Source organism: Mycobacterium europaeum, assembly GCF_034555895.2.
GTDB classification, from domain to species: domain Bacteria; phylum Actinomycetota; class Actinomycetes; order Mycobacteriales; family Mycobacteriaceae; genus Mycobacterium; species Mycobacterium europaeum.
In genome coordinates, this window is the sequence record NZ_CP157315.1 from 2,491,918 (window position 1) to 2,511,274 (window position 19,357).

Sequence of the window (19,357 nt, forward strand, 5' to 3'; positions counted from 1 at the left end):
TGTGAAACCAGCTTCACACTCGGCTCCGGCGAAGGGGACAGGCCGCGCCAGGCTAGCTGCCGAGGCACCCCGGGCCGAGCAGCTCCTTGAGGTCACCCATCAGCGCCGGCGAGGGCGTGACCCGCAGCGAGGCGTCCAGCTCCAGGGTGGTGATGCGGTCCCCGCTGATCAGCCGCAGATGCACCTGCGCGGTGCCGGGGTGACGCGCCAGCACCTGCTTGAGCGCGCTGACCTTGTCGACGGTGCACTGCCGGGTGGGCAGGCTGACCGCGATCGGCCGGTTCGGCTGGGCGTTGGAAAAGTCCGGCACCACAAGGTCGTTGGCGATGAGGCTGATGCGGTCGTCGCGGATGGCGACCTTGGCGTTGATCAGCACCACCGCGTCGTCGGCGATGTCGGCGCCGTAGGTGGAATAGGCGTGCGGGAAGAACATCACCTCGATGCCACCGGTGAGGTCTTCCAGTTGGGCTGAGGCCCAGGGCATTCCGTTCTTGTTGACCCGCCGGTTGACCGACGCCAGGATGCCGCCCACCCGAACCTGGGTGTCGTTGGGGACGTCGCCGTCGAGGATGGCCGGGATCTGGGTGTCCACCTGCGCCGCCAGCAGATGGGCCACGCCGTTGAGCGGGTGCCCCGACACGTACAGGCCCAGCATCTCGCGCTCCAGGGCCAGCTTGTGCTTGTCCTCCCACTCGTCTTCGGGCACCTTGATGGTGAACACCGCCTCGGTGCATCCGTCGTCGCCACCGAAGAGGTCGAATTGCCCCATCGCCTCGGCCTTTTTGGTGCCCAGCACCGAGTCGACGGCGTCGGTGTGCACCAGGAACAGGCCCTTGCGGGCGTGGTTCAGCGAGTCGAACGCGCCCGCCTTGATCAGCGACTCGGTGACCTTCTTGTTGCAGGCCGAGATGTCGATCTTGTTCAGGTAGTCCGAGAAGTCGGTGAACTTCCCCTTCTCGTTGCGGGTCTTGATCAGCGACCCGACCACGTTGGCGCCGACGTTGCGCACCGCGCCCAGCCCGAACCGGATGTCCTGGCCGACCGACGCGAAGTTCACCAGGGACTCGTTGACGTCCGGCGGCAGCACGGTGATGCCCAGCTTGCGGCAGTCGGCCAGGTAGACCGCGGCCTTGTCCTTGTCGTCGCCCACCGAGGTCAACAGGCCGGCCATGTATTCGGCCGGGTAGTTGGCCTTCAGGTAGGCCGTCCAATAGGAGACCAGACCGTAGCCCGCGGCGTGTGACTTGTTGAACGCATACCCGGCGAACGGAAGGATGGTGTCCCACAACGCTTTGACGGCCTTCTCCGAGAAGCCGTTGGTGGTCATGCCCTCGTAGAAGCCCTTGTACTCGGCCTCGAGCACCTCGAGCTTCTTCTTGCCCATCGCCTTGCGCAGCGCGTCGGCCTTACCCATCGTGTAGGAGGCGACCTTCTGGGCGATGAACATGATCTGCTCTTGATAGACGATCAGACCGTAGGTCTCCGACAGGATTTCGCGCAGCGGCTCCTCGAGCTCCGGGTGGATCGGCTTGATCGCCTGACGGTTGTTCTTGCGGTCGGCGTAGTCGTTGTGGGCGTTCATGCCCATCGGGCCGGGGCGGTACAGCGCGAGCACGGCGACGATGTCGTTGAACTCGGTCGGCTGCATGCGGCGCAGCAGGTCGCGCATCGGCCCGCCGTCGAGCTGGAACACGCCCAGGGTGTCGCCGCGGCCCAGCAGCTCGTAGGTGGGCTTGTCGTCGAGCGGCACCGATTCCAGGTCGAGGTCGATCCCCCTGTTGGCCTTGATGTTTTCCAGCGCGTCGCCGATGATCGTCAGGTTGCGCAGGCCCAGGAAGTCCATCTTCAGCAGGCCGATGGCCTCACACGACGGGTAGTCCCAGCCGGTGATGATGGCGCCGTCCTGCGGCCGCTTCCACAGCGGGATGGCCTCGGTGAGCGGCTCGCTGCTCATGATCACCGCGCAGGCGTGCACACCGGCGTTGCGGATCAGGCCCTCCAGGCCGCGCGCGGTCTGGTAGATGGTGCGGACGTCGGGGTCGGTCTCGATGAGGCCGCGCACCTCGGCGGCCTCCTTGTACCGCTCGTGCGCCGGGTCGGTGATGCCCGACAGCGGGATGTCCTTGGCCATGATCGGCGGCGGCAACGCCTTGGTGATCCGGTCGGCGATGGCGAAGCCGGGCTGGCCGTAGTGGATACGCGCCGAATCCTTCAGCGCCGCCTTGGTTTTGATGGTGCCGAAGGTGATGACCTGGGCGACGCGGTCCTGGCCCCACTTGTCGGCAGCGTAGCGCACCATCTCACCGCGACGACGGTCGTCGAAGTCGATGTCGATGTCGGGGGCAGACGGACGCTCGGGGTTGAGGAACCGCTCGAACAGCAGCCCGTGCGGGATCGGGTCAATGTTGGTGATGCCCAGCGCGTAGGCCACCAGCGATCCCGCCGCCGAACCGCGCCCGGGCCCCACCCGGATGTCGACCGACCGCGCGTAGTTGATCAGGTCCGCGACGATCAGGAAGTACGACGGGAAGCCCTTGTCGCAGATGACCTTGATCTCGTACTCGGCCCGGTCGATGTAGTCCTGGCCGACGCCCGACGGGAAACGCCGCCGCAGCCCGGCCATCACCTCGTGGTGCAGCCAGGACGCCTGGTCGTGTCCCTCGGGCACCGGGAAGATCGGCATCCGGTCCCGCGGCGCCCACACGTCGTCGTAGGGCTGCACCCGCTCGGCGATCAACAGGGTCGAGTCGCAGGCGCCGGGCACCTCGGCGTCCCAGATCTGGCGCATCTCGGCGGCGGACTTGAGGTAGTAGCCGTCGCCGTCGAACTTGAACCGGTTCGGGTCCGACAGCGTCTTGCCGGTCTGCACGCACAACAGCGCCTCGTGGTTGTGGGCGGCGTCGCGGGTGACGTAGTGGCAGTCGTTGGTGGCCAGCGGCGGGATGCCGAGCTTGCGTCCGATCTCGAGCAGCCCCTCGCGGACCCGCTGCTCGATGGACAGCCCGTGGTCCATCAGCTCGAGGAAGTAGTTGTCGGCGCCGAAGATCTCGCGCCACTTGGCGGCCGACTCCAGCGCCTCGCGGTCGTGCCCGAGCCGCAGCCGGGTCTGTACCTCGCCCGACGGGCAGCCCGTGGTGGCGATGATGCCCTCGGCGTGCTCGGCGATGAGCTCGGCGTCCATCCGCGACCACTTGCCGAGCTGGCCCTCGAAGGAGGCCAACGACGACAGCTTGAACAGGTTGCGCAGGCCGGTGGCGTTCTCGGCGACCATGGTCAGGTGCGTGTAGGAACCGCTGCCCGAGACGTCGTCGGACTTCTGGCCGGGGTCACCCCATTGGATGCGCCGGGTGTCGAAGCGCGAGCCGGGTGCGATGTACGCCTCGACCCCGATGATCGGCTTGATCCCCGCTTTGGCCGCCGCGTTGTAGAACTCGCTGGCGCCGAACATGTTTCCGTGGTCGGTCATCCCGACGGCGGGCATTCCCAGCCGCTCCACCTCGGCCAGCATCGGCGTGATCTTCGCAGCCCCGTCCAGCATCGAATACTCGGTGTGGTTATGCAGGTGCACGAACGACGACTCGCGACGAACGCTTGCGTGAGGAGGAATCGAACCTGTCATAGGGACGCCAGTCTATGACCGACTACCGACGCATCCTCGGCGTGTCGCGCAAGTGTGTTTGGTTTTTATCCGTACAACTCGACGAACTGCTCCAGCGACTTCTGCACATCCCCCTTGACGGCCCGGGCCGCCGCCGCGCCCACCGGGCCGAACAGCGGGCGCCCGCCCAGCTCGAGGCGCAGGCCCAGCGTCGACCCCTCTTCGGCGGCCCGCACGGTGAGCGTCACCGCGTACTTGGCGCCGCCCTTGCCGGACCCCGACAGCGCCACCTGGCGCGGCGGGTCCCACGTGGTCACCGTCCACGTCACCCGGTTGCGGAAGCCCTTGGCCCGGGCGACGCCCACGACTTGGGCACCCTCGCCGAGCTCCTCGGGCAGGTCGCTGCGCCAGCCCTCGTGCATCACCAGCCAGTCGCCCAGGTCCGACAGATCGGAGACGTGGTCCCACATGTCCTGCGGGCTCATCGGTACGTCGGCGGTCAGGTCAACAGCGGCCATGACCGGAGCCTAGCGCGAGGGGCCACCCGTGCGGTGAGGGCTTTCGGTGTGCACGGACGGCTTTCGGTGTGCGCTCAGGGCGGTGTTGCTCGGCGCGGAACCACCCAGGACGCACACTCGCCGCCACAGACGCACACTGTCCGCGACCGATGCCAGAACCGTCAGCGGCTGGGTCCCCCGCGGAAGCGGCTACCGATGCGGATCCCGGGCAGCAACAGGCCGCGCGGCGCGAACCTGCCGCCGGTGCTCACGACCTTCGGCACCACACCGGGTACGACGGTGCGCCGGCCGGCCAACATCCCGGCGATCGCCGCCTCGGCGACGTCGCGCGGCGAGACCTGCGCGATGGGAATGCTGAACCGCTCGGCGTTGGCGATCTCGGCCCACTCGGTCGGCACCGGCCCCGGACACAGGCACGTGACCGACACGCCCGTTCCGTGCAGCTCCTCGTGCACGGCCTCGGAGAACGTCTGCACGAACGCCTTGGTGGCCGAATAGACCGCCATGTACGGCACCGGCTGAAAGCCCGCGATCGACGCGATGTTCATCACCGCGCCGGCCCCGCGCTCGACCATGCCGGCCAGGGCCGCGTGGGTGAGTTCCATCAACGCCAGCGCGTTGAGGGTCACCTCCTCGCTTTCGCGCTCGAGCGGCAGCTCGTAGAAGACGCCGCTGGTGCCAAACCCGGCGCTGTTGCACAGCCCGGCGATCGGCTCGGCGCGCAGCCGGTCCGCCAACTTCGCGCGGCCCTTGGGGTCGCCGAGGTCCAGCGGCAGCACCTCGACCGCCACGGAGTACTCCTGGCCCACCTCGTTGGCCAGCTCGTCGAGGCGTTCGCGGCGCCGCGCGACCAGCAACAGCGGGAAGCCGCGGCGGGCCAGCCCGCGGGCCAGTTCGGCGCCGATGCCGGAGGAGGCGCCGGTGATGACGACGGTGGTCGCAATGTCGGGTTTGGGAAGGCTCATGATGTCACCAATGTATCCCGCGCGTCGCCCGCACAAACGTCTCGCTGCGTTTGTCGAATTGCGTTGAATCGCTTGGCGATTCGTCACCTCGGGCGGCATCGGAGTCGCCGAACATGGCGAACGCCCGGTTGCGCACCCGGTCCATCACCGCCGGGTTCACGGCGTCGGCGACGGCGGCGAATTGCCCGAACGGCGAGCTGGCCCGGCGGGGCCGGTGCACGATCGCGTCGGCGATCACCCCGGCCGCCTGATCCGGCGTCAGCGCCGGGAACTTGTCGTAGAGCGTGGTCGGGCTGATCATCGGCGTGCGCACCAGGGCCATGTGCACGGTGGTGAACTTCACGCCGTCGTTGACGGTCTCGGCCTGCAGGGAATCGCACAGGCTGTCCAGCGCGGCCTTGCTGGCGATGTAGGCGCCGAAGCGCGGCGCGCGCGTCTGCACGCCCACCGAGGAGACGTTGATGATGTGCCCGAAGCCGCGTTCGCGCATCCCGGGGATGAACTTGAGGATGAGCTGGACCGCGCCCAGGTAGTTCAGCTGCATGGTCCGCTGGTAGTCGTGGATCCGGTCGTAGGAAAGCTCCAGCGAACGCCGGATCGAGCGCCCCGCGTTGTTGATCAGGATGTCCACGCCCCCGAGATCCTTGAGCACCTGATCGGCCATCGCGGCGATCGCGTCCATGTCGGACAGGTCGCACGGGTAGACGTGGGCGGTGCCGCCGTTGCCTTCGATCTCAGCGGCCACCTTCTCCAGGTTTTCCCGGGTCCGCGCGACCAGCACGACCTTGCCGCCCGCTTCGGCGATCCGCTTCGCGGCGGCCTCGCCGATGCCCGACGATCCCCCGGTGATCAGGACGGTCTTGCCCCCGACGGCCTCGTCCAGCGTGCGGCCCTGGACGGCGTCCAGCAGGTTCCGCAGATAGAACGGTCGGTAGCGCCCCGCGGAGTTGGGCGTGTTGACGATGTGGGACACCGCCGCGATCGGCTTCTCCACCAGGCTCGCGAGCGGCTTTTCGACCAAGTTCGTTAAGTCACCAAGATTCATCGGCTTTGGCTCCTGATGATGTCGGCCCCCCGACCGCTACTGGCCTGCCCGTTGACCACGATCGCCTGGCGGGGCTGAGTGAATGATGTGACGTGCGTCATCAAGCCAACCTATGGCATCAATCCCCCGGCTCGGTGCAGATTTCGGGCACGTAACGCGGGCCGCACGCCTCACGGCCCGGCGCAGGCAACCGTCAAATGGGGGCAATCCGCTTGTTACGCAAAGACATCCGCGTGTGATCCCGAACTAACTGGCGAGCAATGCCGAGATGTTCCAATCGGAATTATGAAAATTCTGGCACGGTTCCGCAAACCCGAGCCGGTCGCCGTCTACGACCGGATCGGCGGGCACGAGGCGATCGAAGTCGTGGTGGAGGACTTCTACGTTCGTGTGCTCGCCGACGACCAGCTCGCGGGTTTCTTCACCGGCACCAACATGAACCGCCTCAAAGGCAGGCAGGTGGAGTTCTTCGCCGCCGCCCTCGGCGGCCCCGAGCCTTACACCGGCGCGCCGATGAAACAGGTGCACCAGGGGCGCGGCATCACCATGCACCACTTCAACCTGGTGGCCCGGCACCTGTCCGACGCGCTCGCGGCGGCCGGGGTCCCCTCCGAGACGGTCACGGAGATCATCGGCGCGATCGCGCCGCTGGCCCCGGAGATCGCGACGGGCGAGGCCAACAAGGCCACGGTCTAGCCCGTTCGCCGAGATTGCGGTGAGGGCTGCGGTCGCGGGCGCCGCCACGGCCGTGGCGGCAATCTCGGCGGGACGCGCCCAAGGTACGCCCGGCAGCCGCGCACGGTGCCTAGCATGCTCGGCATGGGCCGCACATTCGACGACCTCGTGGCGGAGGCCGACGCGGCCCCCGTCGACGGCTGGGATTTCTCCTGGCTGAACGGGCGGGCCACCGAGGAACGCCCGTCGTGGGGTTACCAGCGGCAGATGAGCCAGCGGCTGGCGAACGTGTCAGCCGCCTGCGACCTCGACACCGGCGGCGGCGAGGTGCTCGCCGGCGCCGAGGCGTTTCCGCCGACGATGGCCGCGACGGAATCCTGGCCGCCCAACGCGGCCCTGGCGACGCGACGCCTGCATCCGCGCGGGGTGGTGGTCGTGGTGACCGGGAACGAGCCGCGGCTGCCGTTCGCCGATGCGGCGTTCGACCTGGTGACCAGCCGCCACCCGATCGCGGTGCGGTGGCCCGAGATCGCCCGCGTGCTGCGGCCGGGCGGCACCTACTTCGCCCAGCAGATCGGGCCCGCGACGATGGCCGAGCTGGTCGAGTACTTCATCGGCCCGCAGCCGGAGAAGTGGGCCGAGTTGCACCCCGACGTCCAGGGCGCCGAGGCCCAAGCCGCCGGGATGGACGTGGTCGACATGCGCATGGAGCGGATGCGGGCCGAGTTCTTCGACATCGGCGCCGTCATCTACTTCCTGCGCAAGGTGGTTTGGACGGTGCCCGACTTCACGGTCGACGCCTATCGCGGGCGGCTGCGCGAGCTGCACGAGCGGATCGAGGCCGACGGGCCCTTCGTCGCGCACTCGGTGCGGCTGCTCGTCGAGGCGCGCAAACCCGGGTGATCAGCCCTCGGCGCGCAGCACGTCCAGCGCGTGCTGCAGATCGGCCGGGTACGGGCTGACGATCTCCATCCGCCTGCCGTCCGCCGGATGGGCGAACGACAGCGAGCGGGCATGCAGCCATTGTCGTTCCAGCCCAAGCCTTTTCGCGAGCTTCGGGTCCGCTCCGTAGACAAGGTCACCGCAGCACGGGTGGTGCAGCGCGGAGAAGTGCACCCGGATCTGGTGGGTGCGACCGGTTTCCAGGTGCACGTCGAGCAGGCTGGCGGCCTGAAAGGCTTCGATGGTGTCGTAGTGGGTGAGGCTGTGCCGGCCGTTCGTCGTGACCGCGAACTTCCACTCGCCGCCGCGGTGCCGCCCGATCGGCGCGTCGATCGTCCCGCTGGACGGGTCCGGGTGCCCCTGCACCAGCGCGTGATAGCGCTTGTCGACCGTGCGCTGCTTGAACGCCCGCTTGAGCGCGGTGTAGGCGCGCTCGGAGAGCGCCACCACCATCACCCCGGAGGTGCCCACGTCGAGGCGGTGCACGATGCCCTGCCGCTCGGGCACCCCGGACGTGGTGATCCGGTAGCCGGCGGCGGCCAGGCCGCCGAGCACGGTCGGCCCGGTCCAGCCCACCGAGGCGTGGGCGGCCACCGCCGCCGGCTTGTCGACCGCGACGATGTCGTCGTCGGAGTACAGGATCGTCATGCCCTCGATGTCGACGGGCGTGTTCTCCACCGGCGCCGGGGCTTCGGGCAGGCGCACCTGCAGCCACGCGCCGCCGGTCAGCCGGTCGGACTTCCCGGCCCGCACGCCGTCCAGTTCGACGCCCCCGTCTTCGGCCAGGGCCGCCGCGGCGCTGCGGGACAATCCCAGCAGCCGGGCCAGGCCCGCGTCCACACGCATGCCCGCCAGTCCCTCGGGGACCGGCATGGAACGGTCGGTCATCAGCTTCGGTCGGCCTTGCTCCGCCGGCCCACGGTGTCGAAGTCGTAGCCGAAGACCGACAGCACCACCAAGAGGATGGCGCCGCCGACCACCGACGGGTCGGCGACGTTGAACACCGGCCACCAGCCGACCGACAGGAAGTCCACGACATGGCCGCGCAGCGGGCCGGGCGCCCGGAAGAAGCGGTCGACCAGGTTGCCCATGGCGCCGCCGAGGATCATCCCCAGCCCGACCGCCCACCACGGCGACACCAGCCGCCGTCCCATCCAGAAGATGCCGACCACCACACCGGTCGCAATGAGCGTCAGCACCCAGGTGTACCCGGTCGCCATGGAGAACGCGGCGCCGGAGTTGCGCACCAGCGTCCAGGTCACCGTGTCGCCGATGATGGGCACCGGCTGACCAGGCGGCAGCAGTTTGACGGCGAGCACCTTGGTGACGATGTCGAGGGCCAGGACGATCGCGGCGACCGACAGCAGCAGGCGCAGCCGCCTGGGCGGACGCTGCGGGTCGGTGGCCGCGTTCTCGGCCTCGTCGGTTGAGGTCACGGGCTCAGTGGATCCTGCGGGTTCCTCGGGCACTCTCACATCATCCCCCAATGCGGCCGCGGGCCGGCCGATGTTCGCGGTTGGCGTGCGCGATGATCTCCCCATGGGCCGGCTCACCGTCATCGCCACCGGAGGCACCATATCGACCGGCACCGGCGCGGACGGCGTGCACCGGCCCGCCTATGGCGCGGCCGATCTGGCGGCCGGACTCGACGTCGACGGGGTCGACCTCCTGGCCGTGGACAGCTCGCAGCTGGTGCCGGCCGACTGGGACCGGATGCGCGGCGCGGTGCGGGCCGCGATCGCAGGCGGCGCCGACGGTGTGGTGATCACGCACGGCACCGACACCATGGAGGAGACCGCGCTGTGGCTCGAGCTCACCCATGACGGCGACGTTCCGGTGGTGCTCACCGGGGCCATGCGCAGCGCCGACGCCCCCGACGCCGACGGTCCGGCCAACCTGCGGGCCGCCCTTGCGGTGGCGGGCAGCTCCGCCACTCGCGACCTGGGCGTGCTGGTGTGTTTCGCCGGCCGGGTGCTGCAGCCGCTGGGGATGAGCAAGGTGGCGACCAACGACCTGAGCGGTTTCGCGGGCCGGCTGATCGGCACCGCCGACGGCGGCGTCACACTGGCCGGCACCAAGACGCGGCCCCAGCTCGGCGCCCTGAGCGCGGCGGAGGCGCCGCGGGTGGACATCGTCGCCGCCTACCTGGGCAGCGACGGGGTGGCCCTCGACGCGTGCGTGGCCGCCGGGGCGCGCGGCGTGGTGCTCGAGGCGCTGGGTTCGGGCAACGCCGGGGACGCGGTGGTCGACGCGGTGCGTCGCCACTGCCGGGCCGGCGTCGCGGTCGCGGTGTCCACCCGCGTCCCGGGCGGCCGGGTCGGGGCCAGCTACGGACCCGGGCACGAGATGGCGGCCGCGGGCGCGGTGATGGTGCCCAGCTTGCGGCCGCCGCAGGCCCGCGTGCTGATGATGGCCGCGCTGGCCGCGGGGCTACCCGTCGGCGATGTCATCGCCCGGTGGGGCTGACGCCGCATTCGCTTCCAGGTCCTGCATCGCGCCCAGGTAGTCCGGCCAGTCCAGCGAGTCGACCGGGTTGGCCTTGGTCAGCTCGGCGGTGTCGGCGGGAAAGGTCCGGGCCGGGCCCGGGCCCGAGCTCCGGGTCTCGAACCGCGCGGTGACCACGCCGTGGCCCGCGCCCTGCACCCAGCCGTGCCCGAGTTCGCGGTGCGCGACGTCGTCACCGATCCGCCACCCCGGGACCGCCTCCGGCCCCGGCGCGAACATGGCCTCGGCAGCGGTCTGGACGGCGTGTTCCTCCGACGTCTCCCCCGCCAGGTCCAGATCCGGGAACAGCGACTCCTGGCGCACGTCGCTCAGACCCGAAAAGCCCACGCCCAGCAGGCGGATCGGGCCGATCTCGCGCGGGTCGAGCAGCAGCCGCCGCGCCACCGCGACCAGCGCGCCGGGCTCGGTGGTGGCGTAGGGCAGCGTGGCCGAGCGGGTCAGCGTGCTCATGTCGGACTTCTTCAGCTTCACCGTGACGGTGCGCGCGCCGCGGCCGTCGCGCAGCAGGCGTTGGTGGGCGTGCTCGGCGATCGGATCGATGGCCTCGCGCAGCTGTTCCAGGCTGGTCAGGTCGACGGCGAAGGTGGACTCGGAGCTGATCTGCTTGGCTTCGGCGCGCTCGGCGACGGGGCGGTCGTCGACGCCCCGGGCCAGGCGGTGCAGCGCCGGCCCGATCGTCGCGCCCAGGATGTTGGCGGCCTCGGCGTCGGTCAGCGCGGCCAGGTTGCCGATCGTCTCGATGCCGAGCCGATTGAGCTTCTCCTCGGCGACCGGCCCGATGCCCCACAACCGCCGCACCGGCAGCCCGCCCAGCAGCGACCGCTCTTCGGCGCGCCGGACCACCCGGATGCCGTCGGGCTTCGCCAGACCGGAGGCGATCTTGGCGATCTGCTTGCCCGAGCCGGCGCCGACCGAGGCGATCAGGCCGGTCTCGTCGCGCACCCGCCGCCGCAGGTCCTCGCAGAACGCCTCGACCTCCTCGGCCGACGCGCCCGCAAGCTGCGGCGGCTCACCGAAGCCCTCGTCGAAGGACAGCTGCTCGACGACGGGCACCAGGCTGCGCACGGCGTCGAAGACCCGCCGGCTGGCCACGCCATAGACGACGCCGCGCGGTGGCAACACCACGGCGGTCACCCCGATCAGCCGGCGGGCCTGATGCATCGGCATGGCCGACCGGGCGCCATACACGCGGGCTTCGTAGCTGGCGCCGGCCACCACGCCGCGCCCGCCGAGGCCGCCGACCAGCACCGGCCGCCCCCGCAGGGTCGGCCGGGTGAGTTGTTCCACCGAGGCGAAGAACGCATCCATGTCCAGGTGCAGCACCCAACGGGACTCCACGCAATTGATGCTATGGGTCTAGCGTCATTTGGTATGGACGCCGAAGCACCGAAGTCTCGGTGGGAGCGGTTGCGTCACCAGTGGGACCAGCGGCTGCAGCCCGGTGAGCAGGCCACGGTCCTGGCCTGGACGTCGTTCACCCTCACGTTCGCCGGGCTGCGGGCGCTGACGCATTGGATCCGGGCGGGCCACGGCCCGTCCGGGGGCGGTGTGTCGTTGGGCGGCAAGCACTTTCACCACTACAACATCGGCATCGGGATGTTGGCGACGGTGGGCGGCGTGGGCCTGCGCGGAACCGAGAGGCAACGACGGCATCCCGTGGCGGCCATGGCCTACGGGGCCGCGAACGCCATGATCGTCGACGAGCTCGCGCTGCTCCTGGACCTCAAGGACGTCTACTGGGCACGCGACGGCCGCGAGAGCGTCGACGTGGCGGTCGGACTCATCGCCACCGGCGCGACCGTCGTGGCGGGAATGCCGTTCTGGCCGCACGCCCACCGGGCGCTGCGCTCCCGTTCCTCCGCGAAACTGTAACCAGCGACGAGTCTTCTCGAGAAACACGTTCCCCGTTGCAGTCTCGCGGTCAGCACGGACAGCCCCTCGCGGTAAGGGCACTCCGAGCCCGCTCCACGAGGACATCCGGCCGGTGTCTGAGCAGGTCGGCGCTGACGCGGATCAAGCGCCATCCGCGTCGCTCCAATTCCGCGGTGCGTTCGATGTCGTTGGCGCGGATGCGCGGGTCCGTCCAGTGTTGCGGGCCGTCGTACTCCACCCCGACCAGCCACTCCTCCCAGCCCATGTCGATCCTGGCCAGCACGGCGCCCCAGACGTTGCGCACGACGATCTGGGTCTGCGGCCTGGGTAGACCCCCGCGGATCAGCGCCAGCCGTGTCCTGGTCTCCTGCGGAGATTCGGCGCCGGCGTCGACGAGGGGCAACACGCGTCGCAACTGCCTCATGCCGCGGGCGCCGCGGTGGTCGTCCACCAGCGGCCACACGTCTTCGGCGGCAAGGCCCGTCGCTCGGGCCAGGGCGTCCATGCGGATCACCGCGACAGTCGACCCCGGTCGCCGTCCCAGGTCGAAGGCAGTGCGGGCCGCCGAGGTGACGGGTATGCCGTCGACCATCGTCACCTCTGCGGCGGCAAGCGTCTCGTTGCGGGTGACGATCAATGGCGGCGGACGCGTGCGATCGCAGACCAGTTCGGCCGGGGAGTGCGGATCGATCCACTCGGCGCCGTGCAGGGCTGCGGCCGAGGTGCCCGCCACGACGGCTTGCTTACCGGACCACAGCCACGCGGCGATCGCGCGGTCCCGCGCGGTCAGTTCGCCGCCGCGCCGCTGGTACACGTTGCGGTAGATCCGGGTGCACGAGCGCCGCAGCTCACGTTGCGTCCACGCCCCCGCGCGGATGGCGTCGGTACCGACGAATGGCTCTGTGCTCACGACGGCAGGGTGTCACGCCACGCCGACATGCCCGCGAGACTGCAACTAGCGACCGCTCGTCTCGGGAAATGCGTCGCGGAATACAGTTTCGCGGGTCAGGCTTTGGCGATGCTCACCCGCACGCCGTCGCCGATGTCGACACCGTCGGCGGGCGTGCCGAATTCGAAATCGGTGGCCAGGATCTCACCGGCGATCAGGTCGCGATGCGTGCGCGCCCAGTCGGCCCGCTCGGCCGGCACCGACATCACCACACAGATCCGGTCCGACACGTCCAGGCCGCTCGACTTGCGCAGCTCCTGCAACTCACGAATGCGGTCCTTGGCCCAGCCCTCGGCCTCCAGCTCCGGCGTCACCGTGCCGTCCAGCACCACCAGGCCCGCCCCGTCGGGCAGCGCCGCGGTGAATTCCGGGTCGGCGGCGACCAGCCGCGAGCTGTACTCCTCGGGCTGCAGCACCGCGGGTCCCGCGGTCAGGGTGCCGTCGGGGTTGACGACGCCCTCCCCCGCCTTGACCGCCTTGATGGCGACCTGCACGTCCTTGCCCAGCCGCGGCCCGGCGACGCGGGCGTTGACGGTCAGCTCGAACCGGCCGTAGGTGTCGATGGCGTCGGTCAGCTCGACGCTCTTGACGTTGAGCTCGTCGGCGATCAGGGCGGCGAACGGCTCCAGCCGCCGCGGATCGTCCACCGCCACAGTCAATTTCGGCAGCGGCAGGCGCACCCGCAGCTTCTTGGCTTTGCGCAGCGACGACGCCGCCGAGCACACGTCGCGGACCTGGTCCATCGCGGCGACCAGATCGGGGTCGGCCGGCAGCGGTTCGGCGTCGGGCCAATCCGTGAGATGGACCGACCGCCCCCCGGTCAGGCCGCGCCAGATGATCTCGGTGACCGACGGGAGCAGCGGCGCCGCCAGCCTCGCCGTCACCTCGAGCACGGTGTGCAGGGTGTCGATCGCGTCGGCGTCCTCCTCCCAGAACCGCGAACGCGACCGTCGCACATACCAATTCGTCAAAGCCTCGGTGAACTGCCGCAGGTGCTCGCACGCCCTCGAGATGTCGCAGGAGTCCATCTCACGGGTGAGGTCGTCGCGCAGCACGGCCAGCTTGGCCAGGATGTACCGGTCGAGTACATGCGGCGAATCGGTGCGCCAGGTGCCCACTTTCGGCGCGTAGAGCGCCAGGAAGCTGTAGGCGTTCCACAGCGGCAGCTGGACCTGGCGCACGCCTTCGCGGATGCCCTGCTCGGTGACGATGAGGTTGCCGCCGCGCAGGATCGGCGAGGCCATCAAGAACCACCGCATGGCATCGGAGCCGTCGCGGTCGAACACCTCGGAGACGTCGGGGTAGTTGCGCAGCGACTTGCTCATCTTCTGCCCGTCCGAACCCAGCACGATCCCGTGCGCGACACAGGTTTTGAACGCGGGCCGGTCGAACAGCGCGGTGGCCAGCACGTGCAGCGTGTAGAACCAGCCGCGGGTCTGACCGATGTACTCGACGATGAAGTCGCCCGGATAATGCGTGTCGAACCACTCCGCATTCTCGAACGGGTAGTGCACCTGGGCGTACGGCATCGAGCCCGAGTCGAACCACACGTCGAGCACGTCGGGGATGCGCCGCATGGTGCTGCGGCCGGTCGGGTCGTCGGGATTGGGCCGGGTCAGCTCGTCGATGTAGGGCCGGTGCAGGTTGGTCGGTCGCACCCCGAAGTCGCGTTCCAGCTCGTCGAGGCTGCCGTAGACGTCGATGCGCGGGTAGGCCGGGTCGTCGGACTTCCACACCGGAATGGGGCTGCCCCAGTAGCGGTTTCGCGAGATCGACCAGTCGCGGGCGCCCTGCAGCCACTTGCCGAACTGGCCGTCCTTGACGTGTTCGGGATACCAGGTGATCTGCTGGTTGAGTTCCACCATGCGGTCCCGGAACGCGGTGACGGTGACGAACCAGGACGACACCGCCCGGTAGATCAGCGGGTTGCGGCAGCGCCAGCAGTGCGGGTAGGGGTGCTCGTAGGTCTCGTGGCGCAGCAGCACCGCGCCGTTGGCCGCCGCCGGGCCGCTGCCGTTCTTCAGGTCGCGGATGATGTGCGGGTTGGCGTCGAAGACGCGCTGCCCCTGGTAATCGGGCACCGTGGCGTCGAAGCGGCCCCTGGCATCGACCGGCGTGACCGGCACGATGCCCACCTTGTCGGTGGTGGCCATGTCGTCCTCGCCGTAGGCCGGCGCCATGTGCACGATGCCGGTGCCGTCCTCGGTGGTGACGAACTCCCCGGGCAGCACCTGAAAAGCCTTGGGGCTGTCCATGAAATACGGGAACGGCGGCAGGTAGCGGGTGCCGAGCAGGTCGGCGCCGCGGTAGGTGGCCAGCACTTCGGGTTCTTCGCCCAGTTCCCGGGCGTAGGCGGCCAGCCTCGGTTGGGCGAGCACGAACCGGTGCTCGCCGGCCCGCACCTCGACGTAGGTCACCTCGGGGTTGACCGCGACGGCCAGGTTCGACGGCAGGGTCCACGGCGTGGTCGTCCACACCAGCAGGTGCGCGCCGTCCAGCGGGCCGCCGGCGACCTTGAATCCGACGGTCAGCGCCGGGTCCTGGCGACTCTGGTAAACGTCGTCGTCCATCCGCAGTTCGTGGTTGGACAACGGGGTTTCGTCGCGCCAGCAGTACGGCAGGACGCGGTAGCCCTCGTAGGCCAGGCCCTTGTCCCAGAGTTGCTTGAACGCCCAGATCACCGACTCCATGTAGGACAGGTCGAGCGTCTTGTAGTCGTTGTCGAAGTCGACCCAGCGGGCCTGGCGGGTGACGTACGCCCGCCACTCGTCGGTGTAGCGCAGCACCGAGTCGCGGCACGCGTCGTTGAACGCGGCGATCCCCATGTCGTCGATCTGCGACTTGTCGCTGATGCCCAGCTGCCGCTCGACCTCGAGTTCGGCGGGCAACCCGTGCGTGTCCCAGCCGAAACGGCGCTCCACCTTGTAGCCGCGCATGGTGCGATACCGCGGGACGATGTCCTTCACATAGCCGGTGAGCAGGTGCCCGTAGTGCGGCAGCCCGTTGGCGAACGGCGGTCCGTCGTAGAAGACGTACTCCGGGGCGCCGTCGCGGCGGGCGATGCTGGCCCGGAAGGTGTCGTCGGCGGCCCAGTAGTCGAGGACCTCGAGTTCGAGGGCCGGGAAGTCCGGGGCGCCACCGGCCAGCTTCGGGTAGGCCTTGGCGTCAGCGTTCTCGGTCACGGTGCGCGTCGTCTCCTGCGTGCCTATGGTGAGGCCGGGGACGACGACGCGCTGACTGCGCGAGCGCCGCGGTACCACCCCGCTTGCCACGCTGCGCGTGGCCGCTCGTTGAAGGCTGTGACGGGCCCACCCGTTCGGTTCTACTGAGCTGGTTCCGCTGGAGAAGCCGGCTGTTCTTCCGAAGGCTCCCCGGTGATGCCGGATCGACGCCAGTGGCCCGATTCTACTCAGGCGAAGCGCCCCAAGTGGCTACCTGGCCTCAGGAAACACCTGCGGCCGGGTAGCCCCTTGGAGCCATGGTTGGTCGCTGCACATCGGATCAGGCCTGGACTTCGAGCACGCCGACGCGCCACAGTGCCGCGTACACGTGGCGCAGCGGGACGCTGAGCAGCCGGGTGGCGCCCTCCACCAGCGGGTCGCCGGCGAGCACGGGCTGCTTCTGGACCTTGCGGGCGGCCTTCTTGGGCGCGGGGGCCGCAACGGCGGCCTGCGTCGTGTCGGCGTCGCGCACCACCCTCAGCTTGCGGGCGGGCGCTGCGGTCACCACTTCGTCGTGCAGGGCTACGGTCATGATCGCCTCCTAGGCGGGGTTCGTGAAAACGGGACTAACTGGACTGACGCGTCCCATCCCGTCGCGGTTCCGATCCGGAGAACGCTTGGCCGGCAAGCCATTAGCGTTGCGACGACTCAACCGAGAACGTCGTGCCGGAGATCGGCTCGGGACGAGACGGAGTTCGGACTTCGACCCGGACTGTCGCTGGAACTCATGTGTCCCTCACCTCCTCGCGGTCACGACGCATGCGGTGATCCGCACGCGATTTTTGCGCGCAGCATGAGGAGCAGAAACCCGGCACTCGCCGGCGATCCGCACCCCTCTCGTCAGAGCTTCGGCACCACACGACGTGTCCGGTACTCCGGAAGCCACCTGGGCTCAACCCTTAAGCCGGGAGGAGCTGTCCTGACCCGGGGCGTCTTTCGACGTTCGGGGTCAGTGGCCTGTATTCGTGTAGACGCCTCACCTAACGAGGTGCTTACGCGACCGATAATGCACGACGGGTCCGACGGGGTCAAACTCCGCGCCGCCGCGTTTCCCGATCTTTACGGCTTTCCGGGGCGAGCACACAGGGTTCGGTCAGGTTGCGGCCATGAGCTGGGCGGATAGCCAACCCCGAGGCGGTGCCGCTTGTTCACCTCGTGTTTGCCGGGCCGCTGTGAAAAGCCGGTGAACGGCCGCCCTTGACCGCCGATCAGCTCTCGACGAGTCCGTCGAGCCGCCCGACGGTGTCGATGAACTCCTCGACCATGTCGAGCACCACCGTTCGCGTAGGGCGAACGCGGTCGAGCGAGCCCACCACCTGGCCGACGAAGTAGGTGGCCAGCTCGCGCGCCTTGGCCCCGGGGTGCGCGGCCGCGGAGTTGATGCGCACCTGCGGCTCGGTGACCAGCGCGGTCTGCAGGGGCATGCCGAGCGGGTCGGGCTTGTCCGGCCGGTCCCATTCGTCGGTCCAGGCCGTACGCAGCATCCGCGCCGGCTTGCCCGTCATCGAGCGCGAGCGCACCGTGTCCGAGGAGGTGGCGGCCAGGAACTTGTCCTTAACCACCGGCGGCGTCTCGGCTTCTTCGGTGGTCAGCCACACCGACCCGCACCACACGCCTTCGGCGCCCAGGGCCAGGGCGGCCGCGATCTGGCGGCCGCGGGCGATGCCGCCCGCGGCGAGAACGGGCACCGGCGCCACGGCGTCGACGACCTCGGGGACCAGGACCATGGTGGCGACCTCGCCGGTGTGGCCGCCGGCCTCGGTGCCCTGGGCCACGATCAGGTCGACGCCGGCGGCGGCGTGCCGTTGCGCGTGGCGTGTGGTGCCGGCCAAGGCGGCCACCAGCACGCCGCGGTCGTGGGCGTGTTCGACGAGGTCCGCCGGCGGCGGGCCGAGCGCGCTGGCGATCAGCCGGATGTCGTGCTCGAACGCCACCTCCAGCAGCGGCTGGTAGCCCTTGGGCGAGATGTTGAGGCCGCCGGCGGAGGCGCGCGCCTCCTGGGCCGGCGCGGTGATCCCATAGCGGGCGAGGATGTCGTCGACGAACGCGCGGTGCTCCTCGGGCAGCAGCGCCCGCGCCTGCTTGGCGTCGATGCCGCCCTCGTCCGAACCGACGTACTTGGGCGGCAGCAGCAGGTCCACCCCGAACGGTTTGCCTCCCGTCTGCTCCTCGATCCAGGTCAGCTCGTTCTGCAGCCGCTGGGGACTGTGCGCCACCGCGCCGAGGATGCCGAACCCGCCCGCATTGGTCACCGCGGCCACCACGTCGCGGCAGTGGCTGAACGCGCAGATGGGAAACTCGACGCCGAGCATTTCGGCGACTCTGGTACGCATTGCCCGACGCTAAAGAGCCATCGATCGATATGTCAATCGACGACGGCCGGCGCGGGCGACCGGCCGTCCGGCGGCCAGCTGGACACGCCCTCTTCGAGCGGGACCCGCAGGCTGTGCAGCAGCGACGCGACCATCCGCCACGCACCGATCGCGGTGACGAGCTCGATGAGAACCGTTGGGTCACCGCCCAATTCACGCTCGCAGGCCGCCCAGCTGGCGTCGCTCACCGCGCCGTCGCGGACCACGTCGTCGGTGGCGGCCAGCACGGCGCGCTCCACGGCGCCGAATCCGGCGTACGTTTGCCAGTCACGCACGCCGAGCAGATCCTCGGGCGCGACGCCCAGCCGCGACGCGACCCGCCAGTGCTGCGTCCACTCGTAGTCGCATGCCGTGAGCCAGCCGATCCGCATGATCACCAACTCGCGCAGCCGCGGGTCGAGGGCACCGTGCCAGAGCATGGTGGCGAGCAGATCGTTGATCGCGCGCGCCAGCGGCGGGTGGTTGAGCAGCACCTGAAAGATGCTCAGTTCGGCCATGTAGTTGGGCACCGCCGCCTCGTCGGCGGCGGCGGTGGCCTCGTCGAGCGGCAATTTCGGCACGCGGGCTGTTGTCATGGTGAGCGCTTTCGTGTGCTGGCGGGACACCGTCACGATCACCGGTGATGGTAGTCAGGGTTTGCGCCGACGTGGCCGAAATGCCGGGCATTGCGTTCGGTCCGCGTGAAACCTGCTGCC

At 69.6% G+C, this 19,357-nt stretch carries 16 protein-coding genes and 1 riboswitch; of the genes, 4 read left to right on the plus strand and 12 right to left on the minus strand.

The window, feature by feature from the left end; all coding sequences use genetic code 11:
- Positions 1–52 precede the first annotated feature (52 nt).
- The 4 genes from dnaE to U8D42_RS11135 form a co-directional block, all read right to left on the minus strand.
- Complete coding sequence (dnaE, locus tag U8D42_RS11120) at positions 53–3,619, minus strand: DNA polymerase III subunit alpha (protein ID WP_322861039.1); 3,567 nt, start codon at positions 3,617–3,619, stop codon at positions 53–55.
- 65 nt (positions 3,620–3,684) lie between these two features.
- Positions 3,685–4,116: a type II toxin-antitoxin system Rv0910 family toxin gene (locus U8D42_RS11125; protein WP_085238510.1), complete on the minus strand. Its 432-nt coding sequence runs from the start codon at positions 4,114–4,116 to the stop codon at positions 3,685–3,687.
- A gap of 161 nt (positions 4,117–4,277) precedes the next feature.
- On the minus strand, positions 4,278–5,081 hold the full coding sequence (locus U8D42_RS11130) for an SDR family NAD(P)-dependent oxidoreductase (RefSeq protein ID WP_322861038.1): 804 nt from the start codon (positions 5,079–5,081) through the stop codon (positions 4,278–4,280).
- A 4-nt stretch (positions 5,082–5,085) separates the two neighbouring features.
- On the minus strand, positions 5,086–6,126 hold the full coding sequence (locus U8D42_RS11135) for an SDR family NAD(P)-dependent oxidoreductase (RefSeq protein WP_322861037.1): 1,041 nt from the start codon (positions 6,124–6,126) through the stop codon (positions 5,086–5,088).
- A gap of 285 nt (positions 6,127–6,411) precedes the next feature.
- Here U8D42_RS11135 and U8D42_RS11140 point away from each other — a divergent pair, with 285 nt between their 5' ends.
- Together U8D42_RS11140 and U8D42_RS11145 are read left to right on the plus strand one after the other, a co-directional pair.
- A complete protein-coding gene (locus tag U8D42_RS11140) occupies positions 6,412–6,822 on the plus strand; it encodes a group I truncated hemoglobin (protein WP_322861036.1) in 411 nt (136 codons plus the stop codon).
- Positions 6,823–6,945: 123 nt separating this feature from the next.
- The gene (locus U8D42_RS11145) at positions 6,946–7,704 is read left to right on the plus strand and encodes a class I SAM-dependent methyltransferase (protein ID WP_322861035.1); all 759 of its coding nucleotides are present in this window, start codon (positions 6,946–6,948) and stop codon (positions 7,702–7,704) included.
- Here the strand turns inward: U8D42_RS11145 and U8D42_RS11150 are convergent, their stop codons facing one another.
- Positions 7,705–8,631 carry an RluA family pseudouridine synthase gene (locus U8D42_RS11150; protein ID WP_085238506.1) on the minus strand — a complete coding sequence of 309 codons (927 nt, stop codon included), beginning with the start codon at positions 8,629–8,631 and terminating at the stop codon, positions 7,705–7,707.
- Entirely contained in the window at positions 8,631–9,212 is a 582-nt protein-coding gene (lspA, locus tag U8D42_RS11155; protein WP_085238505.1) for a signal peptidase II, read from the minus strand. Before lspA ends, U8D42_RS11150 begins: the two co-directional genes overlap by 1 nt.
- A 70-nt stretch (positions 9,213–9,282) precedes the next feature.
- On the opposite strand from lspA, the gene U8D42_RS11160 reads away from it, so the two are divergent.
- A complete protein-coding gene (locus tag U8D42_RS11160; protein WP_322861034.1) occupies positions 9,283–10,209 on the plus strand; it encodes an asparaginase in 927 nt (308 codons plus the stop codon).
- On the opposite strand, the gene U8D42_RS11165 is transcribed toward U8D42_RS11160, so the two are convergent.
- Positions 10,174–11,571 (minus strand): DNA polymerase IV, encoded by a 1,398-nt coding sequence (locus U8D42_RS11165; protein ID WP_322861118.1) that lies wholly within the window; start codon positions 11,569–11,571, stop codon positions 10,174–10,176. The two genes, U8D42_RS11160 and U8D42_RS11165, sit on opposite strands and share 36 nt — an antisense overlap.
- Positions 11,572–11,619: 48 nt before the next feature.
- Here U8D42_RS11165 and U8D42_RS11170 point away from each other — a divergent pair, with 48 nt between their 5' ends.
- Positions 11,620–12,120 carry a hypothetical protein gene (locus U8D42_RS11170; protein WP_322861033.1) on the plus strand — a complete coding sequence of 167 codons (501 nt, stop codon included), beginning with the start codon at positions 11,620–11,622 and terminating at the stop codon, positions 12,118–12,120.
- A 49-nt stretch (positions 12,121–12,169) separates the two neighbouring features.
- Here U8D42_RS11170 and U8D42_RS11175 read toward each other — a convergent pair whose 3' ends face one another.
- The 5 genes from U8D42_RS11175 to U8D42_RS11195 form a co-directional block, all read right to left on the minus strand.
- Complete coding sequence (locus U8D42_RS11175) at positions 12,170–13,030, minus strand: DUF559 domain-containing protein (RefSeq protein WP_322861032.1); 861 nt, start codon at positions 13,028–13,030, stop codon at positions 12,170–12,172.
- Positions 13,031–13,125: 95 nt separating this feature from the next.
- Complete coding sequence (gene ileS / locus U8D42_RS11180) at positions 13,126–16,251, minus strand: isoleucine--tRNA ligase (protein WP_322861031.1); 3,126 nt, start codon at positions 16,249–16,251, stop codon at positions 13,126–13,128.
- Positions 16,252–16,570: 319 nt separating this feature from the next.
- Positions 16,571–16,822, minus strand: coding sequence for an Rv1535 family protein (locus U8D42_RS11185; protein WP_322861030.1), 252 nt, complete (start codon positions 16,820–16,822; stop codon positions 16,571–16,573).
- Positions 16,823–17,115: 293 nt separating this feature from the next.
- A riboswitch (M-box (ykoK) riboswitch) is annotated at positions 17,116–17,285 on the minus strand.
- A gap of 213 nt (positions 17,286–17,498) precedes the next feature.
- Positions 17,499–18,623, minus strand: coding sequence for an NAD(P)H-dependent flavin oxidoreductase (locus U8D42_RS11190; protein WP_322861029.1), 1,125 nt, complete (start codon positions 18,621–18,623; stop codon positions 17,499–17,501).
- Positions 18,624–18,655: 32 nt separating this feature from the next.
- Complete coding sequence (locus tag U8D42_RS11195) at positions 18,656–19,237, minus strand: carboxymuconolactone decarboxylase family protein (protein WP_322861028.1); 582 nt, start codon at positions 19,235–19,237, stop codon at positions 18,656–18,658.
- Between the last annotated feature and the right edge of the window lie 120 nt (positions 19,238–19,357).

Coding starts and splice junctions, on each gene's coding strand:
- dnaE (WP_322861039.1), bottom strand. CDS start 3,619: ATGACAGGTTCGATTCCTCCTCACGCAAGCGTTCGTCGCGAGTCGTCG.
- U8D42_RS11125 (WP_085238510.1), bottom strand. CDS start 4,116: ATGGCCGCTGTTGACCTGACCGCCGACGTACCGATGAGCCCGCAGGAC.
- U8D42_RS11130 (WP_322861038.1), bottom strand. CDS start 5,081: ATGAGCCTTCCCAAACCCGACATTGCGACCACCGTCGTCATCACCGGC.
- U8D42_RS11135 (WP_322861037.1), bottom strand. CDS start 6,126: ATGAATCTTGGTGACTTAACGAACTTGGTCGAAAAGCCGCTCGCGAGC.
- U8D42_RS11140 (WP_322861036.1), top strand. CDS start 6,412: ATGAAAATTCTGGCACGGTTCCGCAAACCCGAGCCGGTCGCCGTCTAC.
- U8D42_RS11145 (WP_322861035.1), top strand. CDS start 6,946: ATGGGCCGCACATTCGACGACCTCGTGGCGGAGGCCGACGCGGCCCCC.
- U8D42_RS11150 (WP_085238506.1), bottom strand. CDS start 8,631: ATGACCGACCGTTCCATGCCGGTCCCCGAGGGACTGGCGGGCATGCGT.
- U8D42_RS11160 (WP_322861034.1), top strand. CDS start 9,283: ATGGGCCGGCTCACCGTCATCGCCACCGGAGGCACCATATCGACCGGC.
- U8D42_RS11170 (WP_322861033.1), top strand. CDS start 11,620: ATGGACGCCGAAGCACCGAAGTCTCGGTGGGAGCGGTTGCGTCACCAG.
- U8D42_RS11185 (WP_322861030.1), bottom strand. CDS start 16,822: ATGACCGTAGCCCTGCACGACGAAGTGGTGACCGCAGCGCCCGCCCGC.
- U8D42_RS11190 (WP_322861029.1), bottom strand. CDS start 18,623: ATGCGTACCAGAGTCGCCGAAATGCTCGGCGTCGAGTTTCCCATCTGC.
- U8D42_RS11195 (WP_322861028.1), bottom strand. CDS start 19,237: ATGACAACAGCCCGCGTGCCGAAATTGCCGCTCGACGAGGCCACCGCC.